This window comes from Streptomyces sp. NBC_01498, assembly GCF_036327775.1.
Lineage (GTDB): Bacteria > Actinomycetota > Actinomycetes > Streptomycetales > Streptomycetaceae > Streptomyces.
The window spans coordinates 3,955,637-3,980,877 of sequence record NZ_CP109598.1 but is presented as its reverse complement, the minus strand read 5'-3'; the positions used below and the strand labels follow the sequence as shown (position 1 = coordinate 3,980,877).

Genomic DNA, 25,241 nt, shown 5'->3' with positions numbered 1-25,241 from the left:
AATCGAACGATCCCGGTCGACGCCCGCCGTCAATTGACTGGCGGCCGGGCGACCCGCGTCGGTAAGTTGCCGTTGGCCGATCGGCCACTTACCGGGTCAGTACGGGTCCGCAGGACCCCCAGGGGGTTCGCACATGTCCGTCGCCGGGCTGAGACGGGCCACGGGTGAGAGCGTCAGACGAAGTGTCTCGGGGCTGCCCCGTGAGTTCTGGTGGCTGTGGACGAGCACGCTCGTCAACCGGCTCGGTGCCTTCGTCGCCACCTTCATGGTGCTGTATCTGACCATGGAGCGCGGCTACTCGGCGTCGTACGCCGGTCTCGTCGCCTCGCTCCACGGCCTCGGCGGAGTCGTCTCCTCGGTCGGCGCGGGCGTGATGACCGACCGGCTCGGGCGGCGGCCCACGCTGCTGATCGCTCAGTCCTCGACCGCCGCGTCCGTGGCGCTGCTCGGCTTCATGCAGGACCCGGCGGCCATCGCCGCCGTCGCGTTCCTGGTCGGGCTGACGTCCAACGCCTCGCGCCCGGCCGTGCAGGCGATGATGGCGGACATCGTGAAGCCGGAGGACCGGGTGAGGGCGTTCTCCCTCAACTACTGGGCGATCAACCTCGGGTTCGCGATCTCGTCGGCCGCCGCGGGCTTCGTCGCCGAGTACAGCTATCTCGCCGGATTCCTCGGTGAGGCGGCGATGACGCTGGCCTGCGCCGTGCTGATCTTCCTCAAACTCCCCGAGTCACGGCCGGGACGCGGCCCGGAGGGCGGGAAGATCGAGCCGGCGGTCGGGATGCGTACGGTCCTGGCGGACGGGCGCTTCATGAGCGTGGTCGGGCTGTCGTTCGTCGTCGCGCTGGTCTTCCAGCAGGGCTTCGTGGGGCTGCCGGTCGCGATGGGCGCGGGCGGGTTCAGCAGTTCCGACTTCGGCCTGATCATCGCGTTCAACGGGGCGCTGATCGTGGTGCTCCAGATCCCGGTCACCCGTTTCATCGAACACCGCGACACCCGGCGGCTGCTGATCCTCTCCTCGTTGCTCGCGGGCTACGGCTTCGGCCTCACCGCTTTCGCCGGGTCGCTGGCCGTGTACGCCATGGCGGTCTGCGTGTGGACGCTGGCCGAGATCGTCAACGCGCCTACGCAGACCAGCCTCGTGGTCCGGCTGTCACCGGTCCACGGGCGGGGCCGCTACCAGGGCATGTACACGATGTCGTGGGCGGTGGCCGGTCTCGTCGCGCCGCTGATGTCCGGGTTCCTGATCGACCACTACGGTCCGGACTGGCTGTGGGGCACGTGCGCGTTGCTGGGGACGGTCGCGGCGGGCGGGTACTGGCTGCTGATGCGGGGGCTGCCGGTGGGCGGCGTGGACGCCGGGTTCGAGTCCCGCGCGGAGCCCGGTCCCGGCTCTGCCGCCGGCTCTGCGTCCGGCTCTCTTTCTGGTTCTCCTTCCGGCTCTCCTGGCGATTCTCCTGAGGAGGCGATGCCGGAGAGCGGGCCCGTACCGGACGTGGCGAAGTCACCCGCGCCCTGACCGCCGTCCGGGAAGCTTCAGGGCGCGCTGCGCCTCGTACAGATTGCTCGGGCGCATGTCCTGCGGTCTGCCGTACGACTCCAGCCGTGCGTGCAACTCGCCCTGGAAGTCAGGTACGTCGATCTGCCCGAACTCGCGCACCTCGCTGATCCCGGCCGTCGCGCTGTACGGGGCGATCCCGTCGATCCTGACCAGCCCGGCCCGTTCGTTGAGCACGGTGACGTTCCAGTGCGTGAACCGCGCGCCGTAGAGCGGTCCGGCGGACGCGTCGCCGCCGTGCGTGCCGTTGTTGTCGAGCGTGATCTCCGTACGGAGGTTGGCGAACGGCAGGCCCCGGTGCGTGTCGAAGGTGCCCATCTCCATCACGCCCCGCGACCAGACGTTGTAGCTGGACAGGCCCTCGACGTTGATGCCGTGCAGTTGGGTGCCGGCCGGCGCCGGGACGGTCCGGGCGGCGATGAAGAAGTCCTCGATCAGGTTGTCGTGCGACGCCTCACGGCAGAAGTACGGATGGTGCGAGCCGCGCCCCTCGACACGGGTGCGCCGCAGGGTGCAGGCGGAGGCGGCGACGAGGCCGAAGCCGTTGTCGGCGTTCCGGACGGTGACGTCGTCCGCCCAGCAGTCGTACGCGCACTGGAAGGTGACCCCGTTGTGGCCCTTGTCCAGCAGGTGCGGCGACTGGGGCGTCTCGACGGCTTCGAGCGTCAGCCCTTCCACCCCCGCGCCGGTGAGCGGTGTGACGAGGGTGGTGATCAGGGTGTTCCACTCGGGACGGAGGTCCACGGGAAGCGGGCGTTCCAGGGTGAGTTCGCGTCCTCTTACGGAGGTGACGCGTACGGGCCACTCGTACGGCACGTAGCTCAGCAGCTTCGACTTGTCCGACCAGTCGTACGACTCCGTCCCCGGGCCGCCGCCCGACATGTGCTCCAGGAGCGTGTGATCGGCGTCGTCGGAGACCCGGAAGAGGACGATCTCGCCGCGCCTGATCCGCGACGCGTCCGCCACTCGCACGGTGCGGTCGCCCCGGCGGGCGGGCGCGACGGCGGTGAGGGGCTCGAACTCGGTGCGGTCGTTGCCCGTCCAGCCCTCCACCGGCCACTTCTTCGCTCTGATGGAGTCGATGAGGGAGCCGAGACGCGCCTCTGGGGCGAGCCAGATGAGGCCGCCCGCCCAGGACCAGCTCGACTTGTCGCCGCCGAAGCGGCTGCCGTAGGGGCCGATCAGTTCGGTGAGGTTCTTCGTCGCGAGGAGGGTGGTGCGCCCGCTGCCCGCGCCGCGCAGCACCACGCCGCTGTGCGAGATGCGGATGATGTCGTCGACGCGGTAGGTGCCCGCCGGGACGAGGACGGTGCCGCCGCCGCGCCTGCCCGCGTCGGCGAGGGCCCGGTTGATGGCGGGGGCGGCGTCGGCGGAGCCGTCGTTCCGGGCACCGTACGCGCGGACGTCGGCGACCACGCGGGGACGCGGGAGGCGGTCGGAGCCGGCACGCTGTCCGGCCCGGCCGACGTAGGGGATCTGGGGGTGGCTGAGCGGGGACGCCGCGAACTCGCGCCAGAGCGGGGAGAGTCGGGGGGACGTGCGTGCGGAGGAGGTACGCGGGGCGGGCGGGGCCGGTGAGCCGTACGGGCCAGGGGTCCGGGTCGCGGCGGCGGCCGGGCCGATCCCCGCGCCGGTGCCGAAGGCCGTGGCTGTCGCACCGGCCGCCACGGCGACGGCGCCGGCGAGCAGCCCCCGTCTGCCGAGGTTCGGTCGGTCCTGCCGGTCCGGTTGGTCCTGCCGGTCCAGTTGGTCCTGCCGGTCCGGTTGTCGGTTCCGTCGGTCCAGTCGAGCGTTCCCCACCATCTCAACCTCCACATATGTGAACGGAGTTCAGGTCTGCGGTCAGCGTGAGCATGCCACGGCATGGCGGGAGGAGGGAAGAGTCGTGCATGAGTAGGCCGGTTGGCGGCCAGAACCGGGTGCCGAGAGGGTGGAGCCGGTCAGTTCGCGGTTGTCGAACCGGTCAGCTCGACGGGTGCTGGGTCAGATGTGTGAAGGCTTCGAGGTTCCTCGTGGACTCGCCGCGCGAGACGCGCCAGGCGTACTCCTTGCGGATCGCGCTCGCGAACCCCAGCTCCAGCAGCGTGTTGAAGGACCCGTCGGCCTCTTCGAGTACGGAGCCGAGCAGCCGGTCCAGTTCGTCCTCGCCGACGGCGGACAGCGGCAGCCTGCCGGAGAGATAGATGTCGCCGAGCCGGTCGACCGCGTACGCCACCCCGTACAGCTTGAGGTTCCGCCCGAGCAGCCAGCGGAGCACGGCCTCGTCGTTCTCGTCCGGGTGGCGGATAACGAAGGCGTTGACGGAGAGGGAGTGCCGGCCGACACGCAGGGAGCAGGTCGTGGAGAGCTTGCGGGTGCCGGGCAGCGTGACGACGAAGGAGCCCGGCTCGGGGCTCTCCCACCCCAGGCCCGAGTCGCGCGCGGCCGAGGTCAGCCAGCGGCGCACCACGTCCGCCGCATCCTCCTCCACAGAGGTGGAGGTGGCACCGTCGGTCCCGTTCGCTGCGGGTCCGGTCACGTTCGCTGCGGCTCGCGTGTCGTCAGCCATGGTGCGAGCGTACGCGACCCCGGTGATCATGCACGGCGGCCGTGTAGACGTCCGCCGTCGCCGACGCCGCGACGTCCCAGCCGAACGACCGCGCGTGCCGCGACGCCGCGCGCCCCATGCGGTCGACCAGTTCGGGCCCGTCGGCGAAGCGGGCGAGCGCCCCGGCGTACGCCTCCGGCTCGTGGCCCGGGATCAGAAAGCCGGTGTGCCCGTCGCGTACGGCCACCGGAAGCCCGCCCACCGCCGCCGCGACGACCGGGGTCCCGGCTGCCTGCGCCTCGATGGCGACCAGCCCGAAGGACTCGCTGTAGGAGGGCATGACCAGCACGGAAGCCGCCCGGAACCAGTCCGCCAGGCTCTCCTGCCCGACCGGCGGCCGGAACCGTACGACATCGGCGATCCCGAGCCTGGACGCCAGCTTGTGCAGTTCCTCCGGCCGGGCCAGCCCGCTGCCGCTCGGGCCGCCCACCACCGGGACCACCAGCCGTCCGCGCAGCGACGGGTCCCGGGCCAGCAGGACCGCGACGGCGCGCAGCAGGACGTCGGGGGCCTTGAGCGGCTGGATACGGCCCGCGAAGAGCGGGACGAACGCGTCCTGCGGCAGCCCGAGCCGGGCGCGCGCGGCGGCGCGGCCGTCGGCCGGGCGGAAGACGTCCAGGTTCACCCCGGGGTGGACGACCGCGACCTTGGCGCGCTCCGCCTCGTAGAAGCGGGCGAGTTCGTCGGCCTCCTCGGCCGTGTTCGCGATCAGCCGGTCGGCGGCGCGCACGATCTGCGTCTCACCGATGACACGGGCGGCGGGCTCGGGGGTGTCGCCCTCGGCGAGTGCCGCGTTCTTGACCTTGGCCATGGTGTGCATGGCGTGCACGAGCGGGACACCCCACCGCTCGGCGGCGAGCCAGCCGACATGGCCGGAGAGCCAGTAGTGGGAGTGGACGAGGTCGTAGTAGCCGGGGCGGTGGCCTGCCCACGCCTGCATCACGCCGTGGGTGAACGCGCAGAGCTGCGCGGGCAGTTCCTCCTTGGCCAGACCCTCGTACGGACCGGCGTCCACATGCCGTACGAGTACGCCCGGGGCCAGCTCCACGGACGGGGGCAGCCCGCCGGTGGTCGAACGGGTGAAGATCTCGACCTCGATGTTGACGGCGGCCAGCCGTTTGGCCAGCTCCACGATGTAGACGTTCATGCCGCCCGCGTCGCCCGTGCCCGGCTGGTGCAGCGGGGAGGTGTGGACGCTGAGCATGGCGACGCGCCGGGGTTTGCGGGGGTGGCCCGGGATACGCAGCCGGGGTGGTGACACCAGGGTGCCGGCAAGCCTGGACACGTACTGGCTCACGTCGACGGACCTCTCGCTCGGAGCATGGCGACAAGAGGGCAGGGGGACCCTCCGGTACGCGGCAACGCCGGAATGCGCTCTTTCATTTCCGGTTTTGCCGAACCATTACCGTTGAGGGCTCAACCGTCGGCGCGACTTTCGGGTACCCGGCGGCGCATCTGCCACCGCCTCGTGTCCCACCGCCCGCGTCCCACCACTCGTGTCCTGCCGCCCGCGTCCTGCCGCCGCCTCGGGCTCGCTGCTTCCCCAGGAGATTCACGGCCTCCTTCTTAGGAGGTTCACGGCCTCGTTAGGCTCACCCGCATGGCCGCGCGCCCCTCCCCTTCCCCTTCGCCCCGCCGCCCCGAGGGCACGGTCACGCGCGGCACGACCAACCCGAACCGGCTGCGCCGCATGGACCGCTGGATCGCCGCCGTCCACGGGCCCGTCCTGCGCCGCTCCGCCGATCCCGTCGCCGTCGACCTCGGGTACGGCGCCGCGCCCTGGACGGCCGTCGAACTGCTGCGGCGGCTGCGGGCGGCCGAGCCGCGCACCGAGGTGGTCGGGGTGGAGATCGAGCCCGCGCGGGTCGCGGCGGCGCGTCCTTATGAAGAGGACGGGCTGCGCTTCGTACACGGCGGCTTCGAAGTACCCGTACCGGGCGACGTGCCGAAGGACGACGCGAAGTCGGGCCACGCGCGGGCGGGCGACGCGCGGGCGGGCGACGCGCGGGCGGGCGACGCGCGGGCGGGTGGCTCAGCGCCGGGGGGCGGTGGCTCGCCGGCGGGGAGCCGTGGCCGCAAACCGGTGCTGATCCGGGCGGCGAACGTCCTGCGGCAGTACGAGGAGCGCGAGGTCGCGGCCGTCTGGACCCGGCTACGCGCGCGGCTCGCGCCGGACGGCCTCCTGGTGGAGGGCACGTGCGACGAGATCGGGCGGCGTCATGTCTGGGTCGCCCTCGGTACGGAGGGTCCGCGCACGGTCACCTTCGCGGCCCGGCTCGCCTCGCTGGACCGCCCCTCGGACCTGGCGGAGCGGCTGCCGAAGGCGCTGATCCACCGCAATGTGCCGGGCGAGCCGGTGCACGCGTTCCTGCGGGACTTCGACCGGGCGTGGGCGGCGGCGGCCCCGTACGCCCCGCTCGGCGCGCGGCAGCGGTGGGTCAGGGCGGTGACGGACCTGTCGGCGGACTGGCCGCTGGCCGGGCCCGGGGCGGGCGGCGGCCGGAGCAGATGGCGGCAGGGGGAAGTGACCGTGGAGTGGGCGGCGCTGGCGCCGGGCCCGGAGGCGTAGCGGGGTCCGGCGGCTCCTGCTCCGAGCCGGGGCGTGAACTCGTACGCAGGTGACGGGGTCGGAGCCAAGCCGGAGTCCGAGCCGGAGTCCGAGCCGGAGTCCGAGCCATATCCGTACCCGTAAGCGTCTCCGTACCCGTACCCGCACCCGTATCCGTCTCCGTCTCCGTCTCCGCAGGGCGGACGCAGACGAAAGGGACGCGGCCAAGGGAACGTCGGCGGCGGTCCGTTCGTCACTGACTGGTGGGAAGCGATCGTCGGACGGTCGGCCCGCCCTCTGTCGTTCTGAGGGTCGGCATGACACGATCACGTCGGAGGAGAACGGTTACTGACAGTAAGTCGGATGTGTTCGGTCCCTAGTGGCCAGGTACTCACAGGGACGTCGTAGCCGAAGAGGGCCGTAGTCGCACAGAGTTGTCGTCACTGACAGCTGTCCGGAGGGAAGCTTGTGAACCGACGCCGTTGCGTCAGAGCCGCGATCACGGTCGTGTGTGCTCTGTCGGTCCTCACCTCACCGGTGTTGCTGAACCAGGCGTACGCGGCTCCCGCGCCCCCTGAGTCACCCGCATCCCCCGCCTCACCCGCGTCCCCGGCATCGTCGGCCCCGAAGACCCCGCCGGTCGACCAACCGATCGCCCCCCGCCCGTTCGACCGGACGCTCCCGCCGGGCGCCGACGACCGGACGCCGGCGGCGAAGGACTCGAAACTCGAAGCCGTACGCCGGAAGCTCGACGGGCTGTACGGCAAGGCGGCCTCGGCCACCGACGCGTACAACCTCGCCGAGGTGCGCGCCGGCAACCAGTCGGCCGAACTGGTCAGGCTGGCCGGCCGGATGGTCGACGGCCAGGTCCGGATCGACCGGCTCAACCGGCAGGCGGGCGCGGCGGCCCGCGCCCAGTACCGCGCGGGCGGACTGCCCCCCGAGGCCCAGCTGTTGCTGACCGACGACCCGCAGCTCTTCCTGGACGGCGCGGGCCGGCTCCAGCAGGGCCAGAAGGCCACGAAGGACCTTCTCGGCCGGATGACCGAGGCGCAGAGGGACTTGACCGCGTACACGGAGAAGGCCGGCGCCGAGTGGGTCAGGCTCGAAGCGACCCGCGTGAAGCAGCAGAAGGCGAAGCAGGAGATCGGCCGGCAGATCAAGGCCGCCGAGAAGATCGAGTCGGGGCTGGAGCGTGAGGAACGCGACCGGCTGCTGATGCTGGAGCAGGAGGACGCGGCCAAGGCGCAGGCGGCCTGGCTGGGTTCGGGCGCGCTCAAGGACATCAACGCCGAGGCGAGCGACCGGGGTCGGCAGGCGATCGCGTACGCGACGGCGCAGATCGGCAAGCCCTACGTGTGGGGCGCCGAGGGCCCGTCGTCGTTCGACTGCTCGGGGCTGACGTCGGAGGCGTGGCGGGCGGCCGGACGGACCATCCCGCGCACCTCGCAGGAACAGTGGCGGCTGCTCCCCCGCGTCCCGCTCTCGCAGATGCGCCCCGGTGATCTGATCATCTACCAACAGGACGCGAGCCACGTGGGCATGTACGTGGGCGACGGTTCCATCGTGCACTCGCCCCGGCCGGGGCGGCACGTGACGCTGACCGGAGCGGGGTCGATGCAGATCCTCGGCGTCGTCAGGCCGGACAAGTAACAACGAGCGAGTGACGACGAGCCCGTAACGACGGGCAAGTCGACGACAGGCGAGTGACGACGGGCGCGACGGGGCCGGCGGTCGCGCCGCGCTCAGGAGCGACGGCTCGGCCCGCGACGGGGCCGGGGCGACGGGTCCCCTCCCACGTGATGTTTGTCATGTCCGTTTCGAGCCGCTGAGGCGTCCGGATCGTGCCGGATGCGTGGCGGGAAGCGGCATATGACGCGGGATCTTCCCGGCGCGGCGTTCCTTACGCCATTCCTATCCGGCGGCGGCTACCGCTAGGGTCCCCGTCGTTGAGGCGTCGACCGGCGTCACACGTGTGCCCCGGGGGAGGGAAGGACTCACAGACCGATGGACGTACCCGTACCCGTACCGGTGCCGCGTCAGCGCGCCGGCTCGACAGTCGCGAGTGCGCCCGCCCCGGAGAACACCGGCGACGCCCCGGAGACCTCCGGCAAGGCCGCCGACCTGACGCTCCTGGTGATCGAGGACGATCCCGCGGGCACCTTCAGCGCACCGGAACTGCCCGCCGCGGGCGGCGCCCGGGTCCGCGTCCGCACCGCGCGCAACCTCACCGAGGCCGAGCGGCTGCTCACCGACGACATCCACTGCATCCTCGTGGATCTCGCGCTGCCCGGCCGCGACGACGGTGACGGCGACGGCCTCGCGCCGCTCAAGCACGTACTGCGGCTCGCACCCCGCCACGCCGTGCTGGCGCTGGCGGCGGAGGGCGACGGCGAGCGGGCGGCAGCGGCGGTACGGGTGGGCGCCCAGGACTTCCTCTTCCGTGACGAACTGGACAGCCGGCTGCTGAGCCGGGCCATCCGCTACGCCGTCGAACGCAAACGCGCCGACATCGCGCAGCGCCAGCTCACCGAGTCCCGGCTGAGAGCCCAGGAGAACGCGCGGCTGGAGCGCGGACTGCTGCCCACCCCGCTCCTCCAGGGGTCGAATCTGCGATTCGCGTCCCGCTACCGGCCGGGCCGGTCCCGCGCGCTGCTCGGCGGCGACTTCTACGACACGGTCCGGACGCCCGACGGCACCGTTCATGTGATGATCGGCGACGTCTGCGGCCACGGCCCGGACGAGGCCGCGCTGGGCGTCGAGCTGCGGATCGCGTGGCGGGCGCTGACGTTCGCCGGGCTCAGCGGGGACGTACTGCTCTCCACGCTCCAGAAGGTCCTGGAGCACGAGCGGGAGAGCGAGGAGATTTTCGCGACCCTGTGCACCGTCGACATCGCGCCGGACGGGCGGCGGGCGGGGCTCTGTCTGGCCGGGCACCCGTCACCGCTGGTCGTCCGCGCGGGCCGGGCGCCGGATCTGCTGGCGTACGACGAGGGCGGCCCGGCGCTGGGGCTGCTGCCGCGCGCCCGCTGGCCGCGCCGGGAGATCGCGCTGGGCGAGGCCTGGAGTCTGATGATGTACACGGACGGGCTGATCGAGGGCCGCGTCGGCCCGGACACGAGGCAGCGGCTGGGCCAGGAGGGCCTGGTCGCACTGGTCGGCCGGCTGCTGGCGCGAGGGCTCAGCGGGGAGGATCTGCTGGAGGCCGCGGTGTCCGAGGTACGGGAACTGAACGGCGGCGAGCTGACGGACGACGTGGCCGTGCTGCTGCTGGACCGGGTGCGGGTGGGCGACCGGCTGCCGGGGGCGACGGCGGTCGCCGTCTGAGACGTCCGGGACGTCTGAGCCGGACAGACGACTGGGACGGACGACTGGGGCGTTCGGGCGGGCGCGGGCCCGGTCAACGCGCCGGGCTCGTTGCTCGTTCACTTCGTACGGCGGAGGCCCGCGTTCACCTCGTACGGAGGCGGGTTCCTACGCTCGCCTCGTACGGCGGAGGCCCGGGTTCCTACGCTCGCCTCGTACGCGGAAGGGCCCCGCGCTCACCTCGTACGGCGGAGGCCCGGGTTCCTACGCTCACCTCGTACGGGGCGGAGGCCCGCGTTCACCTCGTACGGAGGCGGGTTCCTACGCTCGCCTCGTACGGCGGAGGCCCGGGTTCCTACGCTCACCTCGTACGGGGCGGAGGCCCGCGTTCACCTCGTACGGAGACGGGTTCCTACGCTCACCTCGTACGGAGGCAGGGCCACGCGCTCACCTCGTACGAACGGGCGCCGCGTTCATCTCGTCCGTCACGGCCCCGGATCGGGCTTGCCTCACCGGCCGCCGTTGTAGGGCCCGTACGGCCCGTCGCTGCTGGAGCCGCCGCGCAGACCGCGGCCTCCGCCACCGCCACCGACCTGCTTGATCGCGGGCCGTACGTCGACGAAGTACACGATGATCGCGATCAGCCCGATGATCGGCAGGAAGGAGAGCAGCGGGAAGATCAGGCTCACCACGAGGGCGATCGCCAGAATGATCAGCCAGAACGGCTTCGTCTGCTTCCCCGCCGCACGGAAGGCGTCCTCGCGCCGGATGAACGCGTCGATCAGTGCGAACAGCCCGAAAACGGTCACTGGGACATTCAACCAAGCCACGAGCCCGTCAAAACCGGCCATCAACACGCTGCCCACACCCTTTCCGTCCGAATCCCGTGCCAGCAAGGTACCCGTACAACGGACCGGACACCGCTGTGGTGCCCGGTCCGTTACGCGCGCTCGTCGCCCGCTCCGCTTTGCCTGTTGCCGTGTGCTGATCGCCTACTTGCTCGCGGGAGGCGTGGCCTTCTTCGCGGCGGCCGGCTTGTGCGCGCCGGTCGACTTGCGCGCGGCGGGCTTGGCGGCGCCGCCCTTGGGCTCGCTCTTGGCCGTGGACTTCGCCTGGGCGGGCTTGGCGGGAGCCGGCTTGGCGGCCTGCCGGGCCGCCGGCTTCGCCACGGGCTTGGCCGACGGCTTCGTCGCGGGCTCGGGCTCGACGGCGATGGCGATCTCCGTCATCTCGTCGGCGGCGTCGCCCCGCCAGGCGCGTACGGACTGCTCGCCGCGCTCGGCGACCTTCTCGTACGTCTCCCGGGCCCTGACCGCGTACTCGGCGGCCACGCCGACACCGCGCAGCGCCAGGTCCTGGGCGGTCTCGCCGAGCTTCTTCAGGTCGGTGTCGAGCGACCCGAGCACCTCGCTGACCTTCGACTGAACGGTCGTCTGCGCCTCCTTGGCACCCGAGGCGACCTTGTCCTGGACGAGCTTGGGGTCCGTGTTCCGTACGGCGTCGATACGGCCCGGCGCCTCGGCGCGGAGCTGCTCGATCAGTCCGGGCACCTTCTTGGCCTGCTCGACGGCGAGATCCGCCGTACCGGCGGCGAAGTAGAGGGGGGTCGGGTCGCTGAGCGTCTTGCGCAGGTCATCGGCGATGGCCATGACTGTGGTCCTCCGGATCAGTGTGAGGGTGGGGTGACATCGGTACCGCCGGCCGCCCCGGGTGTGTCCCCGCCGGTGTCCCCGCCCCCGGTACCGGCGCCCTTACCGGCCGGTCCCGCGGTCACCGTCGTTTCCGTACTCTCGGCGCTCTCGGAGCCCTCGGCGCCGAGTCCGTTCTCCTTGCGGAAGGACTCGTAGATCTGGAGAAGCACCTGCTTCTGCCGCTCGTTGATCGACGGGTCCGCGAGGATGACGCCGCGCGTCTCCAGCTCCTCACGCTCCCGCTCACGCTCGTCGAGCATCCCGGCCTGCACGTACAGCGTCTCGGCGGAGATCCGCAGCGCCTTGGCGAGCTGCTGAAGGATGTCCGCGCTCGGCTTGCGCAGGCCGCGTTCGATCTGGCTGAGGTACGGATTGGACACCCCGGCGGCCTCGGAGAGCTGCCGCAGGGACAGCTGCGCGTTGCGCCGCTGCTCGCGGAGGTACTCACCGAGATTGCCGACGTTGAGTGATGCCATGCCCCCACACTGCCCACCCTTGCTAACTTTTGCAAGCACTCGCTTGCAAAAGTGTTCCGCTCCACATGCCAGGACGAGCCGGACGGGCGGGCAGGCCGGTCGGCCGCGACCGGCCCCGTGGCGACGTTGGACTCGATCGGCTGATGGACCCGTCGGACTCGATGGACTCGAGGAGCCGGGTCAGCCTGGCGCAGGCTTTAACGGGTGGCCGGGGACGCGAAGCGGAAGCCGCCGTGGGCGCGCATGCGGTAGTTGTCGCCCTCGACGCTGATGATCTCGGAATGGTGGACGAGGCGGTCGATCACGGCCGAGGCCGTCGTGGTGTCGCCGAGGACGTGGTCCCAGCCGCCCAGGGGCTTGTCGCTGGTGACGATCAGTGAGCCGCGCTCGTAGCGGTGTGCGGCGAGGCAGAAGAGGAGCTGGGCCTCTTCGGACTGGAGGGGGAAGTAGCCCAGTGCGTCGACGATCAGGAGGGGGTACCGGTCCAGCAGGGCCAGTTCCTCGGTGAGGCGGCCCGCCGCCTTGGCGACGGTGAGCCGGGCGACCCATTCGGCGACGGTGGCGAACAGCACCTGGTGGCCGGCCTGGCAGGCGCGCGTGCCGAAGGCGACGGCGAGGTGGGTCTTGCCGGTGCCGGGCGGGCCGAGGAGGACCACGTTCTCCTTGGCGGTGATGAAGTCCAGCTTGCCGAGCATCGCCACGGCCTCCCGGTCGAGCGACCGGGGGTAGTCGTGGTCGAAGTCCTCCAGCGTCTTGGGGGCGGGGAAGCCCGCGGCGCGGATACGGGACTCGGCGCCCGGACCTCCGCACGACGAAGCCGAAGCCGGCTTCGGCGCGGGAGTTGGCCTCGCCGCCGAGGCGGAAGGCGCCGCCCGCCCTGCCGACGTGGCGTCGTCGTGCCACCCGGCGGACGGCTTCGGGATCAGCGGCAGATTCCCTTCTCCGTGGCTGTCCGCGTGACTGTCCGCGTGATCGTTCACGTGACCGTCCGTGTGACTGTTCGCATGGCCATCGCCCTTGTGGCTACCGGCCTTGTGGTCACCGCACCCGCGAGCGCTCTTCCGCGACTCCAGCATGGGTCCCGACATATAGGCCAGAATCGCGGCGGACAGGATGAAGGCCATGTGAATCACCGTCCCCCACAGAAGCGCGTGCCGGGAAGTGTGGTGCACGTCGACGAACATCTGTAGCAGATGGACGGACGAAATGCCCACGATGGCCGTGGCGAGCTTGACCTTGAGCACGTTCGAGTTGACGTGCGAGAGCCATTCCGGCTGATCGCGATGGCCTTGGAGGTTGATGCGCGAGACGAACGTCTCGTAGCCGCCGACGATCGTCATGATGAGCAGGTTGGCAATCATCACGACGTCGACCAGTTTGAGAACGGCGAGCATGACGTACGTCTCGTCGGCGTGACCGTTGATGACATGAACGATTAATTTCCACAGCTCGTTGAAGAACTTGTAGACATAGACGCCCTGCGCGGCGACCAGGCCGAAATAGAGCGGGGCCTGGAGCCAGCGGGTGGCGAAAAGCGCGTATCCGAGCGCCGCGGGCGCGAAACTCGCGGCGTCCCTCGGGTCGCGGAACGGGCCCGGGGCCGGAACCGGAAGCGGAGTGGAAAAGCTGTGGTCGTGGCCGGGCGTGACATGACTGGGCAACGCTTCTCCAACGGCTGCGACGACGGGAGGCTCCATCATTCTGATGGAACCCCGCCAAAAATTCGAATTCGTGCACTCGTTGGGATGAATAGAATTTCCTTACGACAAGAGCCAGTTCCCCATTTCCACAGTTGCGCGCCACGCACACATCGCATGCACATCACGCGCTGTTTTCCGGAGAGTGAACGGAAGCCCTTGGGCAATAGGAATGGGAGCCGCATTGCGCCGTCGGCGAAGGGGATCGGTGCCGAGTTCTTGAGGGCGGCCGGCACGAGCGCCGCCGTCACGATGCAGCCGGCGCCGGCGCGGGCTACGTCGTGACGGCCGATCCGGAGGGCGACGAGTCCTTCGTGGACGGAACGACGGGGAACCGCACCCCCGTGAGGTCCTCGGAGACGGCCCACAGCCGCTGCTGGACGTCCACCGCGTACGACGCCGGGCTGGAGGTGACCAGCCGGGGGTGGCCCATGACCTCGTTGCGTCCGCCGGGGCCGTAGTACTGGCCGCCGAGCGTGGCGGGGTCGGTGGCCGCGCGCAGGGTCGGCAGCGCGCCCATCGCCGCGGTCTGGGTGATCAGCGGCGCGAGCCAGGTGAGCGGAAGCCGGAGGGCGGCGGGGCTGTTGCGGGCAAGCTCGGTGCTGGAGATGCCGGGGTGCGCGGCCAGCGCGGCGGTGGTGCCGTGCGCGGCGAGCCGGCGTTGCAGTTCGTACGTGAACATCAGGTTGGCCAGCTTGGACTGGCCGTAGGCGGCGGCCCGGCCGTACGACCGCTCCCAGTGCAGGTCGTCGAAGTGGATCGCGGCCCGGATGCGGTGGCCGACGCTGCTGACCGTCACCACGCGCGAGCCGGGTACCGGCAGCATCCGGTCCAGCAGCAGCCCGGTGAGCGCGAAGTGGCCGAGGTGGTTGGTGCCGAACTGCAGCTCGAAGCCGTCCCGGGTGGTCTGCTTCGGGGTGTACATCACGCCGGCGTTGTTGATCAGCAGGTCGATCCGGTCGAACCGGGCCCGAAGCGCCGCCGCCCCTGCCCGGACGGAGTCGAGCGAGGTCAGGTCCAGCTCCTGCACGGTCACCTCGCCGGCCATACGGGACGCGGCCCGCCCGCCCTTCTCGACGTCGCGCACGGCGAGCACCACGGAGGCCCCGCGCTCGGCGAGCGCCTTGGCGGTCTCGTACCCCAGTCCGGTGTTGGCACCGGTCACCACAGCCACCCGCCCGCGCTGGTCCGGGATGTTCGCCGTCGTCCACTTCTCGCTCATGTCGGGCTCCCACTAACTAAAGTACCGAAGGTATCTTGTGCCGACGACGCTAAAGTACTTTCGGTACGTTGTCAACGTACCGCAGGTACCTAAGTTAGGCTGGTGATCGTGACGTTCCAGCGGGCCCGAACCGAAGAGCAGCGGGAGATCCGCCGACGGGCGATCCTCGACATGGCGTCGGCGATGCTCGACGAGATGCCGGTGTCCGCCGTCACCCTGAACGAGCTCAGCCGCCGGGTGGGCCTGGCGAAGCCCAACGTGCTGCGCTACTTCGAGTCCCGCGAGGCGGTGCTGCTGGAACTGCTGGACCGCTACCTGCGGGAGTGGCTGACGGAACTGGCGGGCGAGCTGGCCGCCGGCGTCGACGAGAAACTGCCCATGGCCGGGCGGGCGGCGGCGGTGGCCGAGATCCTCAGCCGCTCACTCTCCGGCCGCACGGTGCTGTGCGACCTCTTCGGCGCGCAGGGCGGCGTCCTGGAGCACAACGTCTCCGTCGAGGTCGTGGCGCGCTACAAGCGCGGCTCCCTGGAACGCCTGACGACCATGACCGCCCTGATCCGGAAGTACCTGCCGGAGCTGGGCGAGGACGCGACACTGTTCAGCCTCCAGACCATGGTCCTGGCCGGCGCGCTGTCGGCGTACAGCACACCCCCGCCCAGCCTGCTGGCGGCCTACCGGGCCGAGCCCGACCTGGCCCGCTTCCACCTGGAGCTGAACGACTCCTTGAAGCTGGCCCTGACGGCGACCCTCCTCGGCGTACTGCCCCGCTGACCCGCGTCCCGGGCGGTGTGGGGCGCCCCGGTTCCGGTGGGTGGGGCGCGCCACTACGGTGGGCCGATGGCATCGATCAAGGAGTTCCAGGTCACCTTCGACTGCGCGGACCCCGAGCGCGTCGCCCGCTTCTGGTGCGAGGTGCTGGGATACGTCGTACCGCCGCCGCCGGAAGGGTTCGCCACGTGGGACGAGTACGGCCGCTCCCTGCCGCCCGAGCGTCAGGGTGCGGGATTCGTCTGCATGGATCCCTCGGGGGACGGCCCGCGCATGTACTTCCAGCGCGTTCCGGAGGGCAAGGTCGTCAAGAACCGGCTGCACCTTGACGTACGGGTGGGCACGGGGCTCGAAGGTGAGGAGCGCGTCGCCGCGCTTGAGGCCGAGTGCACACGGCTGGTCGCGCTCGGCGCGGTGCGCGTACGGCTGCTGCGTGCCGACGGCGTCAACGAGTCGTGCCTCGCGATGCAGGACATCGAGGGGAACGAGTTCTGTCTCGACTGAGGGGCCCCGAATCGTTTCTGGGCTGATCCCGGGCGCCGTGAAGGTCTCCTCGGAACCGGTCCCGGGGCCGTGAACGTGTCCTCGGGATCAGGTCGCGGGGCCGTGAACGTGTCCTCGGGATCAGGTCGCGGGCCGCGACGGAAAACCGTTGAACGCTTCGGCGGCGCGCGACATCATGCGGCATGCGACCGGACGACTGGTACCTCACCGACGACATCGGCGACTTCCTCGACCGGGCGGGCGGCTTCCTGCGCTCCCGGCCCGGCATGCACGTCATGCAGCTGACCTGGGCCGAGAGGGTGCGGACACGGGGGGCGGGGGCGTTCGGGGCCGAAGCTCCCCTCTTCGGGCTGCTGGAGCGGAACGGCGAGGTCCACGCCACCTTCTACCGGCTCGCGCCGCGTGGTTGCGGGCTCTCCCCGCTCACGCCCGAACAGGCCGACTCCCTCGCCGCCCGCCTGGCCGCCCTGGGGCAGCCCCTCCCCTCCGTCAGCGCGGACCACGGCACGGCGACCGCTTTCGCCGACGCCTGGCAGCGGCACACCGGCGCGGCGCCGAAGCTCCGCGACACCCGGCTCGTTCTGTACCGCCTCGGCACGCTCACCCCGCCGCGGCCGCCGCCCGCGGGCCGGGGCCGGGTCCTGGGCGAGCGCGATCATGAGCAAGTCATGTTCTGGTGCGGCGAGTTCGCCAAGGCCGTCGGGGAGGACGTCTCCATCGACGCCACCACCTGGGCCGGTACCCGTTTCGCCGACAAGCGCTACACGCTCTGGGAGACGCCGGACGGAACTCCCGTCTCAGTCGCGGGCATGAACCCCCTGATCGGCGGCCAGATCCAGGTGGACATCGTCTACACCCCGGCCCGGCTGCGCGGTCACGGCTACGCGGCGGCCGTGACCGCGGAGGTGAGCCGGGCCGCGCTGGCGGCGGGCGCCCGGGACGTCGTCCTGTTCGCGGACCGGTCGAACCCCACCAGCAACGCCCTCTACCGGCGCCTCGGCTATCGCACGCTGGCCGACTGGGCGGCGTACGACTTCTCGCACGACGCGGCGCGGCCCGGCCGCCCTCTCGCCGGGCCAGCCCGTCCCGCCCGGCCGACCCGTCCCGCCTGACCCGCCCGACCCGCCCGGCCAGCCCCTCCCAGCTGACCCGCCCGGCCCGCCTGACCCACCCGGCCCGCCCGCCCGCGCCGTGGGCGGCACGGCCCGGCCCGCTGCCTGACCCGTCGCCGCCTGCCGCGCCTGACCCGCCTGACCCACCCGGCCCGCCCGCCCGCGCCGTGGGCGGCACGGCCCGGCCCGCTGCCTGACCCGTCGCCGCCTGCCGCGCCTGACCCGCCTGCCGCGCGGGGCGGGCGCGGGGCGGGGCCGTAGGAACCGGGCCGCCCGCGCGTGCCGGGACCGCCCCGCCGGCCCCGCGCGCGCGGGCCTCGCCCGGATTCCGGGAACCCCCGTGAACGTACAATGAGGGCCGCTCAGCCGTCCGGGACTCGCTTGGCCGCCTGTCCCCGACGGCTGTGCGCGTTTCGCACCTCCCGGTCTGCCGCGGCCCCCGCCGCCGGCGTCGTACGCACGGAATGGAGCATCCGAGGATGGCTCGGCACCTGGTCACCAGCGCCCTCCCCTACATCAACGGGATCAAGCACCTGGGCAACATGGTGGGCTCCATGCTTCCGGCGGACGTGTACTCCCGGTACCTCCGCCGGCGCGGTCATGACGTCCTCTACATCTGCGCCACCGACGAGCACGGCACCCCCGCCGAGCTGGCCGCCAAGGAGCGGGGCCTGCCGGTGGACGAGTTCTGCGCGCAGGCGCACGAGGCGCAGAAGGCCGTGTACGACGGTTTCGAGCTGGCCTTCGACTACTTCGGCCGCAGCTCCAGCGCGCAGAACGTGGAGATCACCCAGCACTTCGCGCGACGGCTGAACGAGAACGGCTTCATCGAGGAACGGGCCGTCCGCCAGGTGTACTCGCCCGCCGACGGCCGCTTCCTGCCCGACCGCTACGTCGAAGGGACCTGCCCGCACTGCGGTTACGACAAGGCCCGCGGCGACCAGTGCGAGAACTGCACGCGTGTCCTCGACCCCACCGACCTGATCGCCCCGCGCTCGGCCATCAGCGGCAGCACCGACCTCGAAGTACGGGAGACCACACACCTGTTCCTGCTCCAGTCCAAGCTTCAGGGCGAGGTCGAGGCGTGGATCGACGAGGTCGGCGAGGACTGGCCGCAGCTGTCGTCCTCCATCGCCCGCAAGTGGCTGACGGAGGGGCTGCACGACCGCGCCATCACCCGCGACCTGGACTGGGGTGTGCCCGTACCGGCCGACACCTGGCCGGAGCTGGCGGCGGAGGGCAAGGTCTTCTACGTATGGTTCGACGCCCCGATCGAGTACATCGCCGGGACCAAGGAGTGGGCCGACGCCGCACCCGCCGGTGAGGTCCGCGACTGGAAGTCGTGGTGGTACGAGGCCGACGGCGGCGCCGACCCGGTGCGCTACACGCAGTTCATGGCCAAGGACAACGTGCCCTTCCACACGGTGATGTTCCCGGCCACGGAGCTGGGCGTACGCGAACCGTGGAAGAAGGTCGACTACGTCAAGGGCTTCAACTGGCTCACCTACTACGGAGGCAAGTTCTCCACCTCGCAGAAGCGCGGCGTCTTCACCGACCACGCGCTGGACATCCTGCCCGCCGACTACTGGCGTTACTTCCTCGTCGCCAACGCCCCCGAGTCGGACGACTCGTCCTTCACCTGGGAACACTTCGCCGCGACGGTCAACAAGGACCTGGCCGACACCCTCGGGAACTTCGTCAACCGCGTCCTGACCTTCTCCCGCAAGCGGTTCGGCGACGAGGTGCCGGCCGGGGGCACGGCCGGGCCCGCCGAGGCGAAGCTGGGCGAGGACATCGCCCGGCTGCTCGCGGAGTACGAGGAGCAGATGGAGCGCCTCCAGTTCCGCAAGGCGGCGGCGGCGCTGCGCGCCCTGTGGTCGGCGGGCAACTCCTACCTGGAGGAGAAGGCCCCCTGGCTGGAGATCAAGACCGACCCGGAGGGCGCGGCACTGACCCTGCGTACGGGGATGAACCTGATCCATCTGTACGCGGTCGTCTCCGAACCGTTCATCCCGGCGACCAGCAGGTCCATGCGCTCCGCCTTCGCGCTCGCCGACGACACCGCGGCCTGGGTGAGCGCGGGGCAGGCGGCGGCTCTGGACGCGGTGCCGGCCGGAACCGGATTCACGGTGCCGCCGGTGCTCTTCGGCAAGATCAGCGAGGAGGACCTGGAGTCCTACCGGAGCCGCTTCGGGGGCGGCGGCTGAGCCGCGGGCGCGTGACGAACGCGAGGGCCTGAAACCGTGTCGGTTTCCGGCCCTTCGCGTGTACTGCCCGCCCGGACGGGGGCACCCCGCTGTGAGCTCAGGCGGTCTGCTTCCGCTGCTTCGTGTCGCGCGGCGAGGACGTGTCGCCCCGCGGAGCCGTACGGCCATCCGATGCCGTGCCACCCTCCCGTGCCGTATCGCCCTGTGGAGCCGTACCGCGCTCCGGAGCCGCGGTGTCGCCTTGCCGAGCCGTACTGCCCTGCCGAGCTGTGTCGTCCTGGCGCTTCGCGTCGCGCTGTTGCTCCGCGTCGCCGTCGCCCTGCTGCTTCACGTCGTGCCGCGGGACCGTACGGGCCACCTCCGTGACCGCGCCGACCGCGCGTTCCGCCTCGGCGGGAGTCGCGCGTTCCAGGAAGCGGAGGAGTTCGACCGGGAAGGGCAGGACCAGCGTGGAGTTCTTCTCGGCCGCGACCGCCACGATGGTCTGGAGCAGCCGCAGTTGGAGCGCGGCGGGCTGGTCGGACATCTGCTGGGCCGCCTCGGAGAGCTTCCTCGACGCCTGGAGCTCCGCGTCCGCGTTGATCACCCGCGCGCGGCGCTCACGGTCCGCCTCGGCCTGCCGGGCCATCGACCGCTTCATGGTCTCCGGCAGCGACACGTCCTTGATCTCGACCCGGTCGATCTGCACGCCCCAGCCGATGGACGGGCTGTCGATCATCAGCTCCAGTCCCTGGTTGAGCTTCTCGCGGTTCGAGAGCAGATCGTCCAGATCGCTCTTGCCGATGATCGACCGCAGTGACGTCTGTGCCATCTGGGACACCGCGAACCGGTAGTCCTCGACGCGGATCAGCGCGTCCGGGGCGTCGACCACCTGGAAGTAGATCACCGCGTCCACCCGCACGGTGACGTTGTCGCGCGTGATGCCGTCCTGGGCGGGGACGGGCATCGTCACGACCTGCATGTTGACCTTGCTCAGCCGGTCGACGAACGGGACGATCAGCGTGAATCCCGGCCCCCGGACGCCCTCGCGCAGCCGGCCGAGCCGGAAGACCACGCCGCGCTCGTACTGTTTGACGACCCTCGAAGCCGACAGCGCGAAGATGGCGCACACGCATATCGCCGCGATGACCGCGATGACCACTGCCTCCATGACGGACCCCTGACACAAGAGCGATATTTGCCCCGATTGCCCCTGTTTCAACGATATGCCTTGCCGATGTGTCCTGGCGGAGACGACGGCCGAACTGCCGGCCCTCGACCGTTCCGACGGGTCCGACGGGTCCGACGGGCCTGACGGTCCTCAGGGCTTGCGCGCGACGAGTCCCCACTGGTCGACGGGTTGGGGCGACGGTTCGGCCGGGCGCCAGAGCGAGACCGGGCCGACGGGGCCGAGGAGTTCCAGCCCGGCGGCCGTGATCTCCAGTTGCTCGGCGGTACGCAGGTAGACGGGTGGTCCGCCGCCCGCCGCGTACGCCGCCGCAGCGGCCCGCATGTCCGGGGTCTCGATCGAGTCGCAGGTGGCGAAGTAACTGCCGGACGGCACGGCGCCCATGTACCGGTGGGCCAGTTCGCCCGCCTCGGCCGGGTCCTCGATGTGCCCGAGCATGGAGATCATCAGGACCGCGACCGGGCGGTCCAGGTCGAGGGTCTTCGCGGCCTCGCCGAGGACCCCCGGTACGTCGCGGACATCCGCGTCCAGATAGCCGGCGACGCCTTCCGGGGTGCCGAGGGACGCGAGCGCGCGGGCGTGTTCGATGACGGTCGGGTCGTTGTCGACGTACACGATCCGCGCGCTCCGCTCGACGGCCTGCGCCACCTCGTGCGTGTTCGGGTCGACGGGGAGGCCGGTGCCCAGGTCGAGGAACTGCGTGACGCCCGCCCGTACGGCGTGGTCGACCAGCCGCCGCAGAAAGGCCCTGGACGCGCGGGCCGCCGCGGGGACGACGGGGAAGCTGTGGCCGATCGCCTCGGCGAGGTCCTTGTCGGCCTCGGTGTAGATCCGGCCCCCGCTCAGGCAGCACCAGGTGCCGGCCGAGGAGGGCCCTTTCGGCTGTAGGTCGGGCTCACTCATCAGAGGGCTCACTTCACTGTCGGTCGATCCGTCGGTTCGCCGGGCGCTCTCTGCCAGGGTCGCCGAGGTCGGTCCTCAGGTCCATGACCGCGCGGTAGGTCTCCGTCACCGTCGGTGCTGACGCGCGTGGCCCTCGCCTCGTGCGGGCACCGTACGGGCGGCCTTCCGGGACGGACCTACGGGCGGCCGTACGGGAGGGCCTCACCAGCCCGCCGTACGAGCGGGCCTACGAGCGCCCGACCTCCCTCACGCGTCGAGGACCGCGATCTCCGTCCCCCGCAGCCGGTCCGGGTCCGCGACGATGTCCATCCCCGTGATCACCCCGTCGCCGATCGTGAAGGCGAGCACCAGGAACAGCCGCCCGGTCGGCCCGCAGGACCCATCCGCGCCGAGCGCGCCGAATGCGCCGTGAAGGCTCCGGGCTGCCGTGGACGACGCTGCGGGCGGCCCACCAGTCCACGACCTGGCCCTGACCCTGGCGAGCACCATGGCGCAACTGCCGGTGCTGCCGGTATTGCCGGTATTGCCGGTCCCCGGCGCCGTCCGGTTGCAGCCGGTCGACGCCCGCGGCGTGGCGGACCGGCTGGTGCCCCTGCCCCTCGGCGCCCCGTCCGGCCGGGTCGCCGACCTGGCGGGCCCGACGGTGTGCGGGCTGGACGACCTGTGCCGCGGCTACCTCCACGCACGCGGCAAACGCCGCCCGTCTCTGCCGCTCCCCCTCCCGGGCAGGATCGGCCGCGCGTACCGCGCGGGGCACAACCTGACCCTCACCGGCGCCGACACCGGGAAAGCGCACGTAGGAGGACTTCCTGGCGGAGCGGGTGGGGACGGGGGCGGGGAGAAAGGCGGGGGCGCGCTGGACGGGCGGCACCCGCCGGGGCGGCGGTGCACGAATTCGCTCGCCGACACCCCGCACCTTCGGCAGAGTGGCCGGATGAACAGCCCTCACGCCCGTCGCCCGGCCGCCTTCCTCCCCGGTCTGGACCTGTCCCGCGTCCTGTACGAGGAGGCGGTACGACCCCTCCTCGACCGCGAGCGTCCCGGACTGCGGTACAGCGCCGCGCGGGTCGGATCCGGCTCCGAGGTTCTGGGGTTCGACTCCGCCCGGTCCGCCGACCACGAGTGGGGACCCCGGCTGAGTCTCTTCCTCGCGCGGGAGGATGTCGCCGCGCACGGGACCGAGTTGCGCGCGCTCCTCGCCCGGCGGCTGCCGAAGCACGTACGGGGCTGGTCCACGCACTTCCACCACGACAGCGCCGAAGACCCCGTCGGGCGAATGGAGTTGACGGACGGCCCGGTGGACCACCGGGTCTCGGTCGGCGATCTCGACGGCTGGCTGACCGGTCATCTGGGTCTGTCCGCCCCGCACACCGCATCCGGCCCGGGCGTCGCGCACGCCGCACCCGCCCCGTACCTCGCGGGTGGCGCGCATGTCACGCCGACCGTGCGTGACTGGCTCGCGATGCCCCAGCAGCGCCTCGCCGAGGTGACCGGTGGCGCGGTGTTCCACGACGGACTCGGCACGCTCGGTCCGGCGCGGGACCGGCTGGCCTGGTATCCCGATCAGGTCTGGCGTTATCTGCTGGCCTGCCAGTGGCAGCGGATCTCCCAGGAGGAAGCGTTTGTCGGCCGGTGCGCCGAGGCGGGAGACGCGCTCGGCTCGGCGGTCGTCGCGGGACGGCTGGTGCGCGACCTGATGCGGCTGTGCCTGCTGCTGGAGCGTACGTACGCCCCCTACAGCAAATGGCTGGGCAGCGCCTTCGCACGGCTCGCTGTCGCCGGTGAGCTGACCCCGTCGCTGACGGGTGCCCTGGCCGCGACGGCGTATCCGGAGCGGGAGCGGCATCTGTGCGATGCCTACGAGTGCGTCGCCGCGCTCCAGAACCGGACGGGACTCGCGCAACACGTGGACCCGGCGCGCAGGCCGTACCATGCCCGGCCGTTCCAGGTGCTGCACGCGGATCGTTTCGCCCGAGCGCTCGCGGCGACCGTCACCGACCCCGTACTGCGCGGTCTGCCGCTGACGGGCGGGGTCGACCAGTGGGCCGACTGCACGGACTTCCTCGCGCTGAACGGCCCCCGGCGCGCCGCCGTCGATGCCGCCGTCGACGGCCCGGCGGCGGGCGGACCCCGGTCAGTGGCGCAGAGTGCGGAAGAACTCCCGGATGTCGGTGGTCAGTAGCTCCGGTACCTCAAGTGCCGGGAAGTGGCCGCCCCGGTCGTACGACGTCCAGCGGGTGATGTTGTTCGTCCGGTCCGCGATGTGGCGCAGGGGGATGAAATTGTCGTGCGGGAAGTCGGCCAGGGCCGTCGGGACGGGGGACGGGGCGGGTGGTGAACCCCAGTAGGCGGCGTGCGCCCGCTCGTAGTAGAGGCGGGCGGAGGAGCCGGCGGTGGCGGTGAGCCAGTACAGCATCACGTTCGTGAGCAGCCGGTCGCGGTCGACCGCGCCGAACGGGCGGCCGTTCGTCGTGTCCGTCCACTCGTGGAACTTCTCGGCGATCCAGGCCAGTTGGCCGACCGGTGAGTCCGTCAGGCCGTACGCCAGCGTCCCCGGGCGCGTCGACTGGATGTCGGCGTACCCCTGGCGTTCGCGGGCGAACTCCCGTGCCCGTTCCCAGGACGCCCGTGTGCGCCCGCGCTCGGACGGGCTCAGCGGGGCCAGTTCGGCGCCCGTCGGTTCGTGGGTCGCGCCTCCGCCCGGCAGCAGGTTGAGGTGTACGCCGATGACCTCGCCCGGCCGGAGGCGGCCCAGTTCGCGGGAGACGGCCGCGCCCCAGTCACCGCCCTGGGTGCCGTACCGCTCGTAGCCCAGCCGCCGCATCAGCTCGCCGAACGCCGACGCCACCCGCCGGAACTCCCAGCCCTTCTCGCGCGTGGGCCCGGACAGGCCGAAGCCGGGGATGCCCGGCAGCACCAGGTGGAAGGCGTCGGCCGGGTCGCCGCCGTGCGCGCGGGGGTCGGTGAGCGGGCCGGCCACGTCGGCGAACTCCACGATCGAGCCGGGCCAGCCGTGCGTCATGATCAGCGGGATCGCGTCCGGCTCGGGTGACCGGACATGGGCGAAGTGGATCCGCGCGCCGTCGATCGTGGTGGTGAACTGCGGCCACTCGTTCAGCTCCGCCTCGGCGGCACGCCAGTCGTACGTGTGCCGCCAGTGGTGCGCCAGCGCGCGGAGCGGGGCGAGCGGGATGCCGTACGCCCACCCCGCGCCGGGCAGTTCGTCGGGCCAGCGGGTGCGGTCGAGGCGGTGGTGGAGGTCGTCCAGGTCGGCCTGCGGGATGTCGATCCGGTAGGGGATGACGGGGCCGGAGGGTGCGGAGGTCGAGACTGAGGGCGGTTCAGCGGCGGAGGGCGGTTCGGAGGCGGAGGGCGGTTCGGAACTCATGGCTGGGCATGCTAGTTCGGGCCTTCGGCGGCCCCGGAGAAGTCGGTCGCGCCGCGTGCGCTTGCGGCCTACCGTTCCGACGTATGGACCACGACTCCGGACACGC

Annotated in this window: 20 protein-coding genes; 9 read left to right on the top strand and 11 right to left on the bottom strand. The window is 71.5% G+C overall.

Annotated features, from left to right (window positions below; translation table 11 throughout):
* The first annotated feature begins 133 nt into the window (after window positions 1–133).
* Window positions 134–1,519: an MDR family MFS transporter gene (locus OG875_RS17025; protein ID WP_330175080.1), complete on the top strand. Its 1,386-nt coding sequence runs from the start codon at window positions 134–136 to the stop codon at window positions 1,517–1,519.
* Here OG875_RS17025 and OG875_RS17020 read toward each other — a convergent pair.
* From OG875_RS17020 to mshA, 3 genes are all read right to left on the bottom strand, one after another.
* The gene (locus tag OG875_RS17020; protein WP_330175079.1) at window positions 1,505–3,361 is read right to left on the bottom strand and encodes a glycoside hydrolase family 55 protein; all 1,857 of its coding nucleotides are present in this window, start codon (window positions 3,359–3,361) and stop codon (window positions 1,505–1,507) included. The two genes, OG875_RS17025 and OG875_RS17020, sit on opposite strands and share 15 nt — an antisense overlap.
* A gap of 160 nt (window positions 3,362–3,521) precedes the next feature.
* On the bottom strand, window positions 3,522–4,106 hold the full coding sequence (locus tag OG875_RS17015) for a YbjN domain-containing protein (RefSeq protein ID WP_330175078.1): 585 nt from the start codon (window positions 4,104–4,106) through the stop codon (window positions 3,522–3,524).
* Window positions 4,099–5,442 carry a D-inositol-3-phosphate glycosyltransferase gene (gene mshA, locus OG875_RS17010; protein WP_330175077.1) on the bottom strand — a complete coding sequence of 448 codons (1,344 nt, stop codon included), beginning with the start codon at window positions 5,440–5,442 and terminating at the stop codon, window positions 4,099–4,101. The genes OG875_RS17015 and mshA overlap by 8 nt, the downstream gene beginning before the upstream one ends.
* 303 nt (window positions 5,443–5,745) lie before the next feature.
* On the opposite strand from mshA, the gene OG875_RS17005 reads away from it, so the two are divergent.
* The 3 genes from OG875_RS17005 (at window position 5,746) to OG875_RS16995 (ending at window position 10,020) form a co-directional block, all read left to right on the top strand.
* The gene (locus OG875_RS17005) at window positions 5,746–6,714 is read left to right on the top strand and encodes a class I SAM-dependent methyltransferase (RefSeq protein ID WP_330175076.1); all 969 of its coding nucleotides are present in this window, start codon (window positions 5,746–5,748) and stop codon (window positions 6,712–6,714) included.
* Window positions 6,715–7,161: 447 nt separating this feature from the next.
* Entirely contained in the window at window positions 7,162–8,346 is a 1,185-nt protein-coding gene (locus OG875_RS17000) for a C40 family peptidase (protein WP_330175075.1), read from the top strand.
* 354 nt (window positions 8,347–8,700) lie between these two features.
* Window positions 8,701–10,020, top strand: a complete 1,320-nt coding sequence (locus tag OG875_RS16995) for a PP2C family protein-serine/threonine phosphatase (RefSeq protein ID WP_330175074.1) — start codon at window positions 8,701–8,703, stop codon at window positions 10,018–10,020.
* A 488-nt stretch (window positions 10,021–10,508) separates the two neighbouring features.
* Here OG875_RS16995 and OG875_RS16990 read toward each other — a convergent pair whose 3' ends face one another.
* The 5 genes from OG875_RS16990 to OG875_RS16970 all read right to left on the bottom strand — a co-directional run bounded on the left by OG875_RS16990 (window position 10,509) and on the right by OG875_RS16970 (window position 15,085).
* Entirely contained in the window at window positions 10,509–10,850 is a 342-nt protein-coding gene (locus OG875_RS16990) for a DUF2516 family protein (RefSeq protein ID WP_330177774.1), read from the bottom strand.
* A gap of 141 nt (window positions 10,851–10,991) precedes the next feature.
* Complete coding sequence (locus OG875_RS16985; RefSeq protein ID WP_330175073.1) at window positions 10,992–11,648, bottom strand: hypothetical protein; 657 nt, start codon at window positions 11,646–11,648, stop codon at window positions 10,992–10,994.
* A 17-nt stretch (window positions 11,649–11,665) separates the two neighbouring features.
* The gene (locus OG875_RS16980; RefSeq protein WP_330175072.1) at window positions 11,666–12,166 is read right to left on the bottom strand and encodes a helix-turn-helix domain-containing protein; all 501 of its coding nucleotides are present in this window, start codon (window positions 12,164–12,166) and stop codon (window positions 11,666–11,668) included.
* Between the two features lie 197 nt (window positions 12,167–12,363).
* Window positions 12,364–13,827: an IS21-like element helper ATPase IstB gene (gene istB, locus OG875_RS16975; protein WP_330175071.1), complete on the bottom strand. Its 1,464-nt coding sequence runs from the start codon at window positions 13,825–13,827 to the stop codon at window positions 12,364–12,366.
* A 310-nt stretch (window positions 13,828–14,137) separates the two neighbouring features.
* A complete protein-coding gene (locus OG875_RS16970; protein ID WP_330175070.1) occupies window positions 14,138–15,085 on the bottom strand; it encodes an SDR family NAD(P)-dependent oxidoreductase in 948 nt (315 codons plus the stop codon).
* A gap of 108 nt (window positions 15,086–15,193) precedes the next feature.
* Here OG875_RS16970 and OG875_RS16965 point away from each other — a divergent pair, with 108 nt between their 5' ends.
* From OG875_RS16965 to metG, 4 genes are all read left to right on the top strand, one after another.
* Window positions 15,194–15,856, top strand: a complete 663-nt coding sequence (locus OG875_RS16965; protein ID WP_330175069.1) for a TetR/AcrR family transcriptional regulator — start codon at window positions 15,194–15,196, stop codon at window positions 15,854–15,856.
* A 66-nt stretch (window positions 15,857–15,922) separates the two neighbouring features.
* Window positions 15,923–16,357, top strand: a complete 435-nt coding sequence (locus OG875_RS16960; RefSeq protein WP_330175068.1) for a VOC family protein — start codon at window positions 15,923–15,925, stop codon at window positions 16,355–16,357.
* Between the two features lie 182 nt (window positions 16,358–16,539).
* The gene (locus tag OG875_RS16955; protein ID WP_330175067.1) at window positions 16,540–17,469 is read left to right on the top strand and encodes a GNAT family N-acetyltransferase; all 930 of its coding nucleotides are present in this window, start codon (window positions 16,540–16,542) and stop codon (window positions 17,467–17,469) included.
* A gap of 479 nt (window positions 17,470–17,948) precedes the next feature.
* Window positions 17,949–19,676, top strand: coding sequence for a methionine--tRNA ligase (gene metG / locus OG875_RS16950; protein ID WP_330175066.1), 1,728 nt, complete (start codon window positions 17,949–17,951; stop codon window positions 19,674–19,676).
* Window positions 19,677–19,773: 97 nt separating this feature from the next.
* Here metG and OG875_RS16945 read toward each other — a convergent pair whose 3' ends face one another.
* Window positions 19,774–20,826, bottom strand: coding sequence for a slipin family protein (locus OG875_RS16945; RefSeq protein ID WP_330175065.1), 1,053 nt, complete (start codon window positions 20,824–20,826; stop codon window positions 19,774–19,776).
* Window positions 20,827–20,976: 150 nt separating this feature from the next.
* On the bottom strand, window positions 20,977–21,747 hold the full coding sequence (locus OG875_RS16940) for an SAM-dependent methyltransferase (RefSeq protein ID WP_330175064.1): 771 nt from the start codon (window positions 21,745–21,747) through the stop codon (window positions 20,977–20,979).
* Window positions 21,748–22,681: 934 nt separating this feature from the next.
* Here OG875_RS16940 and OG875_RS16935 point away from each other — a divergent pair.
* Window positions 22,682–23,929: a DUF4037 domain-containing protein gene (locus OG875_RS16935; protein ID WP_330177773.1), complete on the top strand. Its 1,248-nt coding sequence runs from the start codon at window positions 22,682–22,684 to the stop codon at window positions 23,927–23,929.
* On the opposite strand, the gene OG875_RS16930 is transcribed toward OG875_RS16935, so the two are convergent.
* Entirely contained in the window at window positions 23,882–25,135 is a 1,254-nt protein-coding gene (locus OG875_RS16930; protein WP_330175063.1) for an epoxide hydrolase family protein, read from the bottom strand. The two genes, OG875_RS16935 and OG875_RS16930, sit on opposite strands and share 48 nt — an antisense overlap.
* Between the last annotated feature and the right edge of the window lie 106 nt (window positions 25,136–25,241).

What these genes read in the sequence shown, in the direction of transcription:
- OG875_RS17025 (WP_330175080.1), top strand. Translation starts at nt 134, where the DNA reads ATGTCCGTCGCCGGGCTGAGACGGGCCACGGGTGAGAGCGTCAGACGA.
- OG875_RS17020 (WP_330175079.1), bottom strand. Translation starts at nt 3,361, where the DNA reads ATGGTGGGGAACGCTCGACTGGACCGACGGAACCGACAACCGGACCGG.
- OG875_RS17015 (WP_330175078.1), bottom strand. Translation starts at nt 4,106, where the DNA reads ATGGCTGACGACACGCGAGCCGCAGCGAACGTGACCGGACCCGCAGCG.
- OG875_RS17005 (WP_330175076.1), top strand. Translation starts at nt 5,746, where the DNA reads ATGGCCGCGCGCCCCTCCCCTTCCCCTTCGCCCCGCCGCCCCGAGGGC.
- OG875_RS16995 (WP_330175074.1), top strand. Translation starts at nt 8,701, where the DNA reads ATGGACGTACCCGTACCCGTACCGGTGCCGCGTCAGCGCGCCGGCTCG.
- OG875_RS16990 (WP_330177774.1), bottom strand. Translation starts at nt 10,850, where the DNA reads ATGGCCGGTTTTGACGGGCTCGTGGCTTGGTTGAATGTCCCAGTGACC.
- OG875_RS16985 (WP_330175073.1), bottom strand. Translation starts at nt 11,648, where the DNA reads ATGGCCATCGCCGATGACCTGCGCAAGACGCTCAGCGACCCGACCCCC.
- OG875_RS16980 (WP_330175072.1), bottom strand. Translation starts at nt 12,166, where the DNA reads ATGGCATCACTCAACGTCGGCAATCTCGGTGAGTACCTCCGCGAGCAG.
- OG875_RS16970 (WP_330175070.1), bottom strand. Translation starts at nt 15,085, where the DNA reads ATGAGCGAGAAGTGGACGACGGCGAACATCCCGGACCAGCGCGGGCGG.
- OG875_RS16960 (WP_330175068.1), top strand. Translation starts at nt 15,923, where the DNA reads ATGGCATCGATCAAGGAGTTCCAGGTCACCTTCGACTGCGCGGACCCC.
- OG875_RS16955 (WP_330175067.1), top strand. Translation starts at nt 16,540, where the DNA reads ATGCGACCGGACGACTGGTACCTCACCGACGACATCGGCGACTTCCTC.
- metG (WP_330175066.1), top strand. Translation starts at nt 17,949, where the DNA reads ATGGCTCGGCACCTGGTCACCAGCGCCCTCCCCTACATCAACGGGATC.
- OG875_RS16945 (WP_330175065.1), bottom strand. Translation starts at nt 20,826, where the DNA reads ATGGAGGCAGTGGTCATCGCGGTCATCGCGGCGATATGCGTGTGCGCC.
- OG875_RS16940 (WP_330175064.1), bottom strand. Translation starts at nt 21,747, where the DNA reads ATGAGTGAGCCCGACCTACAGCCGAAAGGGCCCTCCTCGGCCGGCACC.
- OG875_RS16935 (WP_330177773.1), top strand. Translation starts at nt 22,682, where the DNA reads ATGAACAGCCCTCACGCCCGTCGCCCGGCCGCCTTCCTCCCCGGTCTG.
- OG875_RS16930 (WP_330175063.1), bottom strand. Translation starts at nt 25,135, where the DNA reads ATGAGTTCCGAACCGCCCTCCGCCTCCGAACCGCCCTCCGCCGCTGAA.